At 72.4% G+C, this 12970-nt stretch carries 10 protein-coding genes and 1 pseudogene; 7 read left to right on the top strand and 4 right to left on the bottom strand.

What is annotated here, in order from left to right; all coding sequences use genetic code 11:
- Positions 1–79 precede the first annotated feature (79 nt).
- Complete coding sequence (locus tag ACFU3E_RS01105) at positions 80–754, bottom strand: GDSL-type esterase/lipase family protein (RefSeq protein WP_384150066.1); 675 nt, start codon at positions 752–754, stop codon at positions 80–82.
- 124 nt (positions 755–878) lie between these two features.
- On the opposite strand from ACFU3E_RS01105, the gene ACFU3E_RS01100 reads away from it, so the two are divergent.
- Positions 879–1853: a WD40 repeat domain-containing protein gene (locus ACFU3E_RS01100; protein WP_384150063.1), complete on the top strand. Its 975-nt coding sequence runs from the start codon at positions 879–881 to the stop codon at positions 1851–1853.
- 356 nt (positions 1854–2209) lie between these two features.
- Here the strand turns inward: ACFU3E_RS01100 and ACFU3E_RS01095 are convergent, their stop codons facing one another.
- Both ACFU3E_RS01095 and ACFU3E_RS01090 read right to left on the bottom strand, forming a co-directional pair.
- On the bottom strand, positions 2210–3025 hold the full coding sequence (locus ACFU3E_RS01095) for an ABC transporter permease (protein ID WP_384150060.1): 816 nt from the start codon (positions 3023–3025) through the stop codon (positions 2210–2212).
- Positions 3022–3981 carry an ATP-binding cassette domain-containing protein gene (locus tag ACFU3E_RS01090; RefSeq protein ID WP_384150057.1) on the bottom strand — a complete coding sequence of 320 codons (960 nt, stop codon included), beginning with the start codon at positions 3979–3981 and terminating at the stop codon, positions 3022–3024. Before ACFU3E_RS01090 ends, ACFU3E_RS01095 begins: the two co-directional genes overlap by 4 nt.
- 109 nt (positions 3982–4090) lie before the next feature.
- Here ACFU3E_RS01090 and ACFU3E_RS01085 point away from each other — a divergent pair, with 109 nt between their 5' ends.
- Positions 4091–4858 (top strand): TetR/AcrR family transcriptional regulator, encoded by a 768-nt coding sequence (locus tag ACFU3E_RS01085; RefSeq protein WP_384150054.1) that lies wholly within the window; start codon positions 4091–4093, stop codon positions 4856–4858.
- An 11-nt stretch (positions 4859–4869) separates the two neighbouring features.
- Positions 4870–5568, top strand: coding sequence for a formylglycine-generating enzyme family protein (locus ACFU3E_RS01080; protein ID WP_384150051.1), 699 nt, complete (start codon positions 4870–4872; stop codon positions 5566–5568).
- Between the two features lie 60 nt (positions 5569–5628).
- Here the strand turns inward: ACFU3E_RS01080 and serC are convergent, their stop codons facing one another.
- Complete coding sequence (gene serC, locus ACFU3E_RS01075) at positions 5629–6747, bottom strand: phosphoserine transaminase (protein WP_384150048.1); 1119 nt, start codon at positions 6745–6747, stop codon at positions 5629–5631.
- A gap of 74 nt (positions 6748–6821) precedes the next feature.
- Here serC and ACFU3E_RS01070 point away from each other — a divergent pair, with 74 nt between their 5' ends.
- The 4 genes and pseudogenes from ACFU3E_RS01070 to ACFU3E_RS01055 all read left to right on the top strand — a co-directional run bounded on the left by ACFU3E_RS01070 (position 6822) and on the right by ACFU3E_RS01055 (position 12889).
- Positions 6822–9710 (top strand): FAD-binding and (Fe-S)-binding domain-containing protein, encoded by a 2889-nt coding sequence (locus ACFU3E_RS01070; RefSeq protein ID WP_384150045.1) that lies wholly within the window; start codon positions 6822–6824, stop codon positions 9708–9710.
- A gap of 120 nt (positions 9711–9830) precedes the next feature.
- Positions 9831–10967, top strand: coding sequence for a lipid II:glycine glycyltransferase FemX (locus tag ACFU3E_RS01065; protein ID WP_384150042.1), 1137 nt, complete (start codon positions 9831–9833; stop codon positions 10965–10967).
- A 162-nt stretch (positions 10968–11129) separates the two neighbouring features.
- Positions 11130–12089: a DMT family transporter gene (locus ACFU3E_RS01060; RefSeq protein WP_384150039.1), complete on the top strand. Its 960-nt coding sequence runs from the start codon at positions 11130–11132 to the stop codon at positions 12087–12089.
- 256 nt (positions 12090–12345) lie between these two features.
- Positions 12346–12889 (top strand): annotated as a pseudogene (locus ACFU3E_RS01055) (DinB family protein).
- Positions 12890–12970: the final 81 nt, after the last annotated feature.

Genomic DNA, 12970 nt, shown 5'->3' with positions numbered 1-12970 from the left:
CCCAAGCCAACGTCTTGAAGTGCGCTCCAGGCAAGCACAAACCTGGGAGAAGCCGGGCTCGCCTGCCGGTGGGGCCGAGCTACTTCTCGTACGGGCCGGCCAGGTCCCAGCCCTGGTGCATCGCCTCCGCGAAGGCCGCCGCGATCTTGTGCTCGCCGCTCGCGTTGGGGTGGGTGCCGTCGTAGGTGTCGGTGGCGACGTCGTACGACGGCGGGGGCGTGGCCAGGAGGACGGGGGAGCCGGGCTCGTCGAGGTCCGCGGCGGTCTTGGCGAGCAGTTCGTTGAAGCGGGCGACCTCGCCTGCGAATGCCGCGTCCGACTGGGCGCGCACGTTCGGGGTCACCGGCAGCCACACCATCCCCACCCGGCGGTTCGCCGCCCGCGCCTCCGCCGCGAAGGCCCGGACGTTCTCGGCGGTCTGCTCCGCGTTCGTGTAGAAGCCCAGGTCGATCAGGCCCAGGGAGACCAGGAGCACGTCCGCGCGGCACGACCGCACCGCATCGCCGATCAGCGGCGCCATGTGCAGCCAGCCCTCGCCCCAGCCGGCCAGGTGGGCACGCGGGAAGTCCGGGTCGGCGTACGCGTACGACACCGGGGCTTCGGCGAGCTGGTCGTAGAGCGTCTCGCGCGGGCCGACGAGGGTGAAGGGGCTGCCGCAGGAACGGCACAGGTGCTGCCACAGCCGGTAGCGCCATGTGTGTTCGCCCGTGCTTCCGATCGTCATGGAGTCACCGACGGGCATGAACCTGAGCATCCGCTCATGATGAACGATCTCGATGGCCGACGGAGTGTGAGTCGGGACACGCACCTCGGCCAGGCCGTCGGGCCCTTGATCCGTTACGCCGGTGAACCGCGGAGCGGGATGGCAGGCTTGGGGCATGCGCAGACCGTTCGCCCTTCTCGCCGCGGCCCTCCTCACGGGCGCCCTCGCCGTGCCCGCCTCCGCCGCCGACGGCGACGAGAAGTTCACGATCAGGGACCCGCGCATCACCGAGTCCAGCGGCCTGGCGGCCTCGCGGCAGCACCCCGGCGTCTACTGGACGCACAACGACAGCGACGACGGGGCGTACCTCTACGCCGTCGACAGCGCGACGGGCGAGACGGTCGCCACGATCACCCTGTCCGGCGTGGGCAGTCCGCGCGACGTCGAGGCCATCTCGATCGGGCCGGACGACCAGATCTACGTCGGCGACATCGGTGACAACCTCGGCGGCAGCTGGCCGTACGTCTGGATCTACCGGCTGCCCGAGCCGAAGAACCTGCGCGACCAGACCATCCGGGCCACGCAGTACGTCGTGAAGTACTCCGACGGTGCGCGGAACGCCGAGTCCCTCGTGGTGCACCCGAAGACCGGCCGCGTCTACATCGTCGACAAGAACGAGAAGGGCGGGCATCTGTACGAGGGCCCGGCCCGGCTCTCCTCCTCCGGCTCGAACGTCTTCCGGCCGATCGCGGCCGTCCCCGACCTGGAGGCCACCGACGCCACGCTCTCCCCGGACGGTGAACACCTCGTCGTACGCAGCTACTTCGGCGCGATCGCGTACGACTGGAACGGCGGGAAGATCAAGCGCAAGGAACGGCTCGGCGTGCCGTTCCTGGGCCAGGGCGAGTCCGTCACCTACACCGCGGACGGCAAGAAGCTGATGTACGGCGCCGAAGGGGCGGACAGCCCTGTGGAGCCGCAGGACGCGCCGGGGGGTGGGGAATCCGACTCCTCGTCCGGCAGCGGGAGTTCGGCCGCGTCCGACGGCGGGGGAGACGGCCTGGGCGGCAACCTCAAGACGGGGGCGATCGCCGCGGGTGTCGTCCTGGTCGTCGTGCTGGGTCTGCGGGGGATGAGGCGGCGGAGGTAGCGGTCAGCCGCAGGGCGGCGTCGGCGGTGTCACCGAACCAGTTGATGCCGGCGATACGGACGGGCTGTCCGGCCGCGTCCAGGATCTGCAGGCCGCTGGTGTGCCAGTAGCCGCCGCCGGCGGCCTCCGCGGCGACATCGGCTCGTGCCGACTGCACGCCCGCCAGCGGTAGCAGGAGCGCCGCGGCGACACACAGCGCTCTGCGCAGAGCGCGGAACACGTGGGGGCTGCTTCCTCTGCGGGAGGCATGGCACCCGGAACATCATGAGAGCGCTCCCATAACACCGCGTACCCCCAGAGAACTGACGCAACATGAGCACGTCAAGACTCTGGGAGGTGCGCAACCACCGCGACCGCTATCGGCTCAGCTTCCTGAAGCGCCGTACGGCCAGCGGCAGGAAGATCGCCGTCAGGATCACCGGCCACACCCCGGCCATCAGCAGCGCGTGCTGCTCGACCCAGGTGTCGCCGGTGACCGGCCTGCCGAACAGCTCGCGGGTCGCCGCCGCCGTGGACGAGATCGGGTTCCAGACCGCCAACCAGCCCAGCCACTCGGGCATCTGCTGCGGCGCGACGAAGACGCTGGAGACCATCGTCAGCGGGAAGGCGACCGCGAACAGGCCGCCCGCGGCCTCCGGGTTGGGCACGAGCAGGCCGAGCCACACGCCGATCCAGATCAGCGCGAACCGCAGCCAGAGCAGCAGCCCGAACGCGGCGAGGAAGCCGAAGCCGCCGTCCGGGCGCCATCCCATGGCCAGCGCGGTGAGCATCATGATGGTCAACTCGGCACAGGCGATGATCAGATCGGTGATCCCGCGCCCGGCCACCACGGCCGAGGACGCCATCGGCATCGAGCGGAAGCGGTCGACGACGCCCTTGGTGGAGTCGTACACCACGACCGTGGCGGTGTTGATGAAGCCGAACGCCATGGTCATCACGAACATGCCCGGCATCAGGAAGTCCTTGTAGTTCCCGCCCGGCACCTTCATCGCGCTGCCGAAGACATAGCCGTACATCAGCACGGACAGGATCGGGAAGCCCAACTGCCAGGCGATGTTGACGGGCTGGCGCTGGTAGTGGGTCAGGCCGCGGCGGACGATGTTCCAGCAGTCGGCGAGCAGCCAGTACGCACCGCCCCGCGTGCTCGGGGTGCTCAGGTCGAGGGCGCTCACGCCGCTGCCTCCTTCTCGGTCCGGTGTCCGGTCAGGCGCAGGAACACGTCGTCGAGGCTCGGCCTGCGCAGCCCGATGTCCTCGACCCGGACGCCCTCGTCCTGGAGGGTCCGCGCCACTTCGGTGAGTGCCGTGACCCGGTCGGTGACCGGCGCGTGCACCCGCAACTCGGTCTCGTCCGCCTCGGGTTCGCCGTCCGTGACCCGGGCGACCACCTTCACTGCCCGCGGGATCTCGGACCGCTCGGCGACCACGACCTCGATGCGGTCGCCGCCGACCAGGTTCTTCAGCCCGTCCGGGGTGTCGTCGGCGATGGCCCGCCCCTGGTCGATGACGGTGATGCGCGAGGCGAGCTTGTCGGCCTCCTCCAGGTACTGCGTGGTCAGCAGGACGGTGGTGCCGCTCGCCACCAAGGCCCGTACGGAGTCCCACACTTCGCCCCGGCTGCGGGGGTCGAGGCCGGTCGTCGGCTCGTCGAGGAAGAGGACGGCCGGGGCCAGGATCATGGACGCCGCGAGGTCGAGCCGGCGCCGCATGCCGCCGCTGTACTTGCCCACCCCCCGGTCGGCGGCGTCGGTCAGGCCGAACTGCTCCAGCAGCTCGGTGGCCCGGAGCCCGGCCCGCTTGCCGCCCAGGTGGAACAGGCGGCCGAACATCTCCAGGTTCTGCCGGCCGGTGAGCACCTCGTCGACCGCCGCGTACTGGCCGGTGAGGCCGATCCGGGCCCGCACCTCGCGTGCCTGCCGGACGACGTCCAGCCCGGCGACCGTCGCACCGCCCCCGTCCAGCCGGAGCAACGTGGACAGGATGCGCACGGCGGTGGTCTTGCCCGCCCCGTTCGGCCCGAGCAGGCCGTGCACCGTGCCCTCGCGCACCTCCAGGTCGAAGCCGTCGAGGGCGCGTTTCTCGCCGTACCTCTTCTCCAGCGCCTCGGCCCGCACCGCGTATCCGTCCATGCCGTCCCCTCCCGTGCGCCCGTGCCACCTCGGCACTGAACTGGGTACATCGTACCCGATTGCGCGTACGCCGTACCCAGTTTTTCGGCGGGGACCTAAGCTGGGTTCCATGACGAGTGGCACGGGCGGTACGGAGACCAGCGGCAGCGGCGACATCGCCCGCACCCTCGAACTGCTGTGGGACACCGGCCGCCGCCCCACGCGCGGCCCCAAGCCGACCCTGACGCTGGACCGGATCGTGGAAGCGGCCATCCAGGTGGCGGACGCCGAGGGTCTGGAGGGGCTCTCCATGCGCCGCGTCGCGACCGAGCTCGGCACCGGCACCATGTCGCTGTACCGGTACGTGCCCGGCAAGGGCGAGCTGCTCGACCTCATGCTGGACCGGGTGCAGCGCCCCTCGGAGAACCCGGCCGACCTCGGCGACGGCGGCTGGCGGGCGGCCCTGGAGGCACTGGCCCGCGCCACCCTCGCCCTCTACCGCCGCCACCCCTGGCTGCTCCAGGTCAACCAGACCCGCCCGATCCTCGGCCCCAGCGCCCTCGAAGGGATGGAGAGGGTCCTCACCCTTATCCGCCCGATGGGGCTGACCGACCCCGAACTGGTCTCCGCGATCATCATGATCGACGGATACGTCGTCGGGGCCGCGCGCACGCAGCTCTACGAGCAGGAGGCGGAGCGCCGGACGGGTCTGACGGACGCCGAGTTCTGGCAGGCGCAGGTGCCGGCCCTGGAGAAGGCCATGGCCTCGGGCCGCTACCCGGTGATGGCGTCCCTCGCCGAGGACGCCTTCGGCGCGGAGTTCGACCACTTCGAGTTCGGATTGCAGCGCATCCTGGACGGGTTGGACGTACTCGTGGCGCAACGAGGCCGCCGATAGGCTCACATGCCATGAACACGGGGGCTGTGGCACACACGATGACGACCGTCCCGCCCGGCCGGGTGACCCTGTCGGACCGGCGGACGCAGCGCAGCTGGACGGTCGAGGTCGCACCGTTTCGCCTGGCGGCGTTCCCGGTCACGCAGGCGTGGTACGCCGAGGTCACCGGCGAGCGTCCGAGCACGGCCCGGGGTGACCGGCTGCCCGTCGAGGGCGTGTCCTGGTGGGACGCGATCCGGTTCTGCAACACCCTGTCCCGGCGCGAGGGCCTGACCCCCGCGTACGAGGTGCGGCCCGGCACCGGGGAAGCCGAGTGGGACACCGCCGCCGACGGCTACCGGCTGCCGGCCGAGGCCGAGTGGGAACACGCCTGCCGCGCCGGCAGCACCGGCCCGCGCTACGGCCCGCTCGACGACATCGCCTGGTACCGCGGCAACGCGGCGGACGCCCTCCACCCCGTGGGCGGCCGGCAGCCCAACGCGTGGGGCCTGTACGACATGCTGGGCAACGTCTGGGACTGGTGCTGGGACCTCTACGACGCCGAGGTCTACGGCAGCTACCGCGTCCTGCGGGGCGGCGGCTGGTCCGACGAGCACTGGAGCTGCCGGGCCTCGGTGCGCCGCCGGAGCCATCCCACGTTCCGGATCGACGACGTGGGGTTCAGGGTGGCGCGCTCGACGCCGGGTGCCGGGGGCACCGGGCCGGCCTGAGCACGAGAGAGGGCGCCCCGCACGAGCGGGGCGCCCTCGACACTCATGGACCCGCGAAGGTCAGAGCTTCTCGATCACGTAGTCGACGCACTTGGTGAGCGCCTCGACGTCCGCCGGGTCGATCGCCGGGAACATCGCCACGCGCAGCTGGTTGCGGCCGAGCTTGCGGTAGGGCTCGGTGTCGACGATGCCGTTGGCGCGCAGCACCTTGGCGACGGCGGCGGCGTCGACCTCGTCCGTGAAGTCGATCGTGCCGATGACCTGCGAGCGCTTGGCCGGGTCGGTGACGAACGGGTTGGCGTACTTGATGTCCTCGGCCCAGCCGTACAGGGTGCGGGCGGAGGTGGCGGTGCGCCGGACCGACCAGTCCAGGCCGCCCTGGCCGTTGATCCACTCCAGCTGCTGGTTCAGCAGGAAGAGGGTGGCGAGGGCCGGGGTGTTGTACGTCTGGTTCTTGCGGGAGTTGTCGATCGCCGTCGGCAGCGAGAAGAACTCCGGGACGTGGCGGCCGGAGGCGTGGATCCGCTCGGCGCGCTCGATCGCGGCCGGGGAGAAGACGCCGATCCACAGGCCGCCGTCGGAGGCGAAGGACTTCTGCGGGGCGAAGTAGTAGACGTCGGTCTCGCGGACGTCGACGGGCAGGCCGCCAGCGCCGGAGGTGGCGTCCACGAGCACCAGGGCGCCCTCGTCGGCACCGGCCACGCGCTTGATCGGCATGGCGACACCGGTCGAGGTCTCGTTGTGGGTGAACGCGTAGACGTCCACGCCCGCCTGGGCGACCGCCTCGGGGTGCGTGCCCGGGTCGGCGGAGATGACGTCCGGCTCGGCGAGCCACGGCGCGAGCTTCGCGGCCTTGGCGAACTTGGAGGAGAACTCGCCGAAGCTGAGGTGCTGCGACCTGTTCTCGATCAGGCCGTGCGTCGCGACGTCCCAGAACGCGGTGGAGCCGCCGTTGCCGAGGATCACCTCGTAGCCGTCGGGGAGCTGGAACAGCTCACTGATGCCTTCGCGCACCTTGCCGACCAGGTTCTTGACCGGAGCCTGGCGGTGGGAGGTGCCCATGAGAGAGGTGCCGGTCGCGGCGAGGGCGTCCAGCGCCTCCGTCCGCACCTTGGAGGGACCCGCGCCGAAACGTCCGTCCGCGGGCTTGATGTCAGAGGGAATCCGGATCTCAGCCACGCAGGTGAGCGTAGCCGTTTCCGGAAACGCGGGCGAAACGTCGTCCGTCGGGTGAGACGGTGTTGAGTGGGGTCATGGCGAAACTTGAGGCGGAGCTTCGCGGGGCCGTCCGCGGCGAGGTCGGGTTCGATGTCACCTCCCGCGCGCTGGTCACCATGGACGCGTCCAACTACCGGCGGGTCCCTCGCGGGGTCGTGGCCCCGGTCGACGCCGACGACGTGGCCGCCGTGCTGGCGGTCTGCCGGGAGCACGGTGTGCCGGTCGTCGCACGCGGCGGGGGCACGTCCATCGCCGGCCAGGCCACCGGCACCGGTGTCGTCCTGGACTTCACCCGGCACATGAACCGGCTGGTCGCCCTGGATCCCGAGGCGCGTACGGCCGTGGTGCAGCCGGGGCTGGTGCTCGACCGCCTCCAGGACGCCGCCGCCCCGCACGGGCTCCGCTTCGGCCCCGATCCCTCCACCCACAGCCGGTGCACGCTCGGCGGCATGATCGGCAACAACTCGTGCGGCTCGCACTCGGTGGCGTGGGGGACGACCGCCGACAGCGTGCGGGACCTGGACGTCGTCACCGCGCGCGGCGAGCGACTGCGGCTCGGACAGGGCTGGGCCGGGGCGCCGGAGGGGCTGCGGGCGCTGGTGGAGGGGGAACTGGCCCGGTTGCGCACCGGCTTCCCGGAGCTGCCCCGCCGCATCTCCGGATACGCGCTGGACGCCCTGCTGCCCGAGCACGGTGCCGACGTGGCCCGCTCCTTCTGCGGCTCGGAGGGCACGCTCGGCGTGCTGACGGAGGCGGTCGTACGCCTGGTCGAGGCGCCACGCGCGCGTGCCCTGGCCGTGCTGGCGTACGCCGACGAGAGCGCGGCGGCACAGGCGGCGGCCGGGCTGCTGCCGCTCGGCCCGCTGACGGTGGAGGGCATGGCGGCGGACCTGGTGCCGTCGACGGCCGCGCTGCCGCGGGGCGGGGCGTGGCTGTTCGTGGAGACCGGCGGGGAGTCGGCGGCTCAGGCACGCGCGCGTGCGGAGGCGATCGTGCGGGCCGCCGATGTGGTGGACGCGCTGGTCGTCACGGACCCGGCGGGGCAGCGCGCGCTGTGGCGGATCAGGGAGGACGCGAGCGGCACGGCGACCCGCATGCCGGACGGCACCGAGGCGTGGCCGGGCTGGGAGGACTGCGCGGTGCCGCCCGCCCGGCTCGGGGCGTATCTGCGGGACTTCCGGGCACTGTTGGCGGCGCACGGGCTGCGCGGCACGCCGTACGGGCACTTCGGGGACGGCTGTATCCACGTCCGCATCGACTTCGACCTGCTGACGGCGGCCGGAGTCGCGCGTTTCCGCCGCTTCTCGGAGGAGCTCGCGGAGCTGGTGGTGGTGCACGGCGGGTCGCTGTCCGGGGAACACGGGGACGGGCAGGCGCGGGCGGAACTGCTGCCGAGGATGTACGGCCCGGAGATGGTGGGCCTGTTCGAGCGCGTGAAGGGCGTGTGGGACCCGGACGATCTGCTCAACCCCGGGATGCTCGTACGCCCCGCGCCCCTGGACGCCGGCCTCCGCTTCTCCGTCCTGCCCCGTGAACCGGTCGACGTGGCCTTCGGCTACCCCGCCGACGGCGGCGACTTCTCGGCGGCGGTGCGGCGCTGCGTGGGCGTCGCCAAGTGCCGTACGGCGTCGGTGTCCGGCTCCGCGGTCATGTGCCCGTCGTTCCGGGCCACCGGTGCGGAGGAGCACTCCACGCGCGGGCGGGCCCGGCTGCTGCACGAGATGCTCGCCGGTGAGGTGGTGACGGACGGCTGGCGCTCGACCGAGGTCCGGGACGCGCTGGACCTGTGCCTGTCGTGCAAGGGCTGCCGGTCGGACTGCCCGGTCGGGGTCGACATGGCCACGTACAAGGCGGAGTTCCTGCACCGGCACTACGCCGGGCGGCGCCGGCCGGCCGCGCACTACGCGATGGGCCGGCTGCCGGTGTGGCTCCGGGCGGTGTCGCGTACGCGCACGGCGTGGCTGGTCAACGCGCTGTCCGCGGTACGGCCCTTCGCGTGGGCGGCGAAACGGCTGGGCGGGATCGCGCCCGAGCGGGAGATCCCACGGGTGGCGGCACGGACGTTCAGCCGGTGGTGGGAGCGGCGGCGGGGGGAGGGGGCTGCCGCCGGGCGCGGCGATCTCGTCGTGCTGTGGCCCGACACCTTCACCGAGCACCTCTCGCCCGCCGTCGGACAAGCCGCCGTACGGGTCCTGGAGGCGGCCGGGCTGCGGGTGGCGCTGCCGCCGACCGTGCATCTGGCGAAGCCGCCCGTCGGCGACGGCAGGACGGTCGCCCTCGACCCGCTGTCCCTGCTGCGGGGCCGGGGGCGGGTCTGCTGCGGGCTGACGTACGTGTCGACGGGGCAACTGGACCGCGCCCGGGCGGTCATGCGCCGCACGCTCGACCTGATGGAACCGGTGCTGGAGACCGGCGCCCCGGTCGTGGTCCTGGAGCCGAGCTGCGCCGCGGCGCTCCGCACGGACGTCCCCGAACTGCTGCACGACGACCCGCGCGCGGCCCGCCTCGCCGCCCGGGTCCTCACCTTCGCGGAGGCTCTGGAGCGCCACGCCCCTGACTGGACGCCGCCACGCCTGGACCGCCCGGTGGCCGGGCAGACCCACTGCCACCAGCACGCGGTGCTGGGCGACGCAGCCGACCGCCGGCTGCGTCGATCCGCTCTGCTCACCGGCGAACTGAGCGGCGGCTGCTGCGGTCTCGCGGGCGACTTCGGTTTCGAGAAGGGCCACTACGAGGTGTCCACCGCCTGCGCGGAGGAACAGCTCCTGCCGTCCGTGCGGGACGCCCCGGAGGACACGGTGGTCCTGGCGGACGGCTTCTCCTGCCGGACCCAGCTGGAGCAGCTGGCGGGCGTGCGGGGCCGGCACCTGGCGGAGGTACTGGCCGGGGCGCTGGACGAGGACCGGCGGCGCGAGGGCGGGTGAGGCGTTCGGGCCACGGGACGGTCGGACCCGAGTGTCTGAGCCGGGGAGGACCGGCGCCGCTCCTAGGCTCGCGGGACCAGCCACTGCCCGTCGAGGGCCGCTGCTCGAAGGAGCCCGCGCATGAGCGTCCGCGTCCAGCCGATCACCCGTGACGAGCACCTCGCGTTCGTCACGGCCCGCCCCTCCGCCAGCCACACCCAGGTCCCCTCCTGGGGGGAGGTGAAGCCCGACTGGCGGGCGGAGAGCCTCGGCTGGTTCGACGACGGTGGGCAGCTCGTCGGCGTGGGGCTGGTGCTGCTGCGCCCGCTGCCCGGGCCGCGGGTGCCCGGGCTGCCGCGCTACCTCGCGTACCTGCCCGAGGGGCCGCTCCTCGACTGGCACGAGCCCGGCCTCGAACGGCTGCTGGAGCCGATGCTCGCGCACCTGAGACGGCGGGGCGCCTTCGCGGTGCGGATGGGCCCGCCGGTCGTGGTGCGCCGCTGGAGCGCCGAGGCGGTCAAGGCGGCGATCGCGGACCCGGCGGCGCGGAGGCTGCGCGACGTGCGGGCGACGTCGTACGAACCGCGCGCCGGGCAGGTCGCGGACAGTCTGCGCCGCATGGGCTGGCGGCGGACCGCATCCGGCGGCGAGGACGGCTTCGCCCCGGGCCAGCCCCGGTACGTCTTCCAGGTGCCGTTCGCCGGACGCTCGCTGGAGGACATCCACAACGGCCTGAACCAGCAGTGGCGGCGCAACATCAAGAAGGCGGAGAAGGCCGGGGTGAAGGTCGTCCGCGGCGATCTGGAGGACCTGCCGGCCTTCCACGAGCTGTACAGCGAGACGGCCGAGCGGGACGGTTTCCTCCCGCGCCCGCTGCCCTACTTCCAGCGCATGTGGAGCGCGCTCACCGCCGAGCACCCGGACCGGATGCGGCTCTACCTCGCCTACCACGACGGCGAGGTGCTCGCCGCCGCCACCATGCTGACCGTCGGCGACCACGTCTGGTACTCCTACGGCGCCTCCACCGGCCGCCGCCGCGAGGTCCAGCCGAGCAGCGCCGTGCAGTGGCGCATGATGACCGACGCGCACGAACTCGGCGCCGCCGTCTACGACCTGCGCGGCATCACCGACACCCTGGAGGAGTCCAGCGACCTGCTGGGCCTGCTGCGCTTCAAGGTCGGCACCGGCGGTGAGGCCGTCGAGTACCTCGGCGAGTGGGACCACTCGCTCAACCGGCTGCTCTACAAGGCGCTGAACCTGTACCTCGCCCGCCGCTGACGTCTCACAGCCCGAGACAGAGGCAAAAGGGGTTCACGCACCTGACGGAGTCCATTACCCTGGACTGCGCAGTGCATCGGGCTGTACGCTGAGTGCATCCGGTTGTACGCACCGCACACCCGCAGCACCCCCGGACACCCGCCCCCGAACACAGGACCGCCCGTGACCACGCCGGAGACCGCCACCTCACCCCCGTCCGCGACCGCCGACGCCACCGCGCCGGCCGCAGGCCCGGGCCGGCTCGGCTCCCTCGGGCCCGTGGGCCTGGTGCTCGCGGGCGGCATCTCCGTGCAGTTCGGCGGCGCCCTGGCGGTGACGCTGATGCCCAGGGCCGGTGCCCTCGGGGTCGTGGCGCTGCGCCTGCTGGTCGCGGCGGTCGTACTGCTGCTGGTCTGCCGTCCGCGGCTGCGCGGTCACTCGCGTACCGACTGGGGCACGGTCGTCGTCTTCGGCATCACCATGGCCGCGATGAACGGCCTCTTCTACCAGGCCGTCGCCCGTATCCCGCTGGGTCCCGCGGTCACGCTGGAGGTCCTCGGCCCGCTCGCCCTCTCGGTCTTCGCCTCCCGCCGCGCGATCAACGTCGTCTGGGCGGCGCTCGCCCTCGCCGGTGTCTTCCTCCTGGGCGGGGGAGGCTTCAGCGGCCTCGACCCCACCGGAGCGGCCTTCGCCCTGGGTGCCGGAGCCATGTGGGCGGCCTACATCGTCTTCAGCGCCCGCACGGGCCGCCGCTTCCCGCAGGCGGACGGGCTGGCGTTGGCCATGGCGGTGGGGGCGGTGCTGTTCCTGCCCCTGGGTATCGCCGAGTCGGGCACGAAGCTGCTCGACCCGGTGACGCTGAGCCTGGGCGCGGCGGTGGCCCTGCTCTCCTCGGTGCTGCCCTACACGCTCGAACTCCTCGCCCTGCGCCGCCTGCCCGCCTCCACGTTCGCGATCCTGATGAGCCTCGAACCGGCCATCGCCGCGACGGCCGGCTTCCTCATCCTCGACCAGGTCCTCAGCGCCGCTGAGGCCGCCGCGATCGCCCTCGTCGTCGCGGCGAGCATGGGAGCGGTACGCACCCAGGTGGGCGGCGGCCGCAAGAAGAGGGCGGCGCTGGAGAGCACGGGCCTGGAGGGGTAGGGAGCGGGACGGGCGGTTGGACCCGAGTATCAGCATCAATGTCAGTGCCCGGTGGAAGACTGCGCGGCATGACCGCACCGGATCCGAAGCCGGACCTCCTGCGCTACCGGGGTTCATTCGCAGTGCATCGGGCTTCAGCTCGGTGGTGAAGCGAATTCGATGGTTGCGGCGTAGCGGCACAGCAACAAGTCGAGAAGGCCAGAATCCTCGGGCTTCAGCCCGAGGTGCAAGTCAACTCCAGGAGGCTCGCGACGCCCTGCTGTGGAAGCTCGACGGGCTCTCGGAGTACGACGTCCGCCGCCCGCTGACACCGACCGGCACGAACCTGCTGGGGCTGGTCAAGGCACGCCGCCGGGGTGGAGCTGGGGTACTTCGGCGACACGTTCGGCCGGCCGTTCTTCACCACGGCCCCGCCGTCCTGGTGGTACACCGAGGACGCCGAGCCCAACGCCGACATGTGGGCCGCACCGGACGAGTCCCGCGAGGAGATCACCGGGCTGTACCGCAGGGCGTGGGAGCACGCGAACGGCACGATCGCGACGGCGCCGCTGGACGCGACCGGCCATGTCCCCTGGTGGCCCGAGGGGCGGCGCGAGGCCACGCTGCACCACCTCCTGGTCCGCGTGATCGCCGACACCAGCCGGCACGCCGGCCACGCCGACATCGTGCGCGAACTCATCGACGGTGCGGCCGGGATGACCCGGGGCAGGGACAACATGCCCCCGGGTGATCGGGTGTGGTGGGAGGCCCACCGGCACCGGCTGGAACGCGCGGCGCGCGAGGCGGGCGACGCCGGCTGAGCCCCCGCCCTGCACCGCAGGGGCCCTGGCGCACCAGCACGTTCAGCCATCGCACATTTTCATGCAAGCACGCTTGATTGT

The organism is Streptomyces sp. NPDC057424 (genome assembly GCF_042803315.1).
In the GTDB taxonomy this organism is placed as follows: domain Bacteria; phylum Actinomycetota; class Actinomycetes; order Streptomycetales; family Streptomycetaceae; genus Streptomyces.
Note: the sequence above shows the minus strand (reverse complement) of the source record. Positions and strands in the feature narration are given on the sequence as shown.

Bases quoted from the DNA above. Each gene is read 5' to 3' on its own strand.
- ACFU3E_RS01105 (WP_384150066.1), bottom strand. From the start codon at position 754: ATGCTCAGGTTCATGCCCGTCGGTGACTCCATGACGATCGGAAGCACG.
- ACFU3E_RS01100 (WP_384150063.1), top strand. From the start codon at position 879: ATGCGCAGACCGTTCGCCCTTCTCGCCGCGGCCCTCCTCACGGGCGCC.
- ACFU3E_RS01090 (WP_384150057.1), bottom strand. From the start codon at position 3,981: ATGGACGGATACGCGGTGCGGGCCGAGGCGCTGGAGAAGAGGTACGGC.
- ACFU3E_RS01085 (WP_384150054.1), top strand. From the start codon at position 4,091: ATGACGAGTGGCACGGGCGGTACGGAGACCAGCGGCAGCGGCGACATC.
- ACFU3E_RS01080 (WP_384150051.1), top strand. From the start codon at position 4,870: ATGAACACGGGGGCTGTGGCACACACGATGACGACCGTCCCGCCCGGC.
- ACFU3E_RS01070 (WP_384150045.1), top strand. From the start codon at position 6,822: ATGGCGAAACTTGAGGCGGAGCTTCGCGGGGCCGTCCGCGGCGAGGTC.
- ACFU3E_RS01065 (WP_384150042.1), top strand. From the start codon at position 9,831: ATGAGCGTCCGCGTCCAGCCGATCACCCGTGACGAGCACCTCGCGTTC.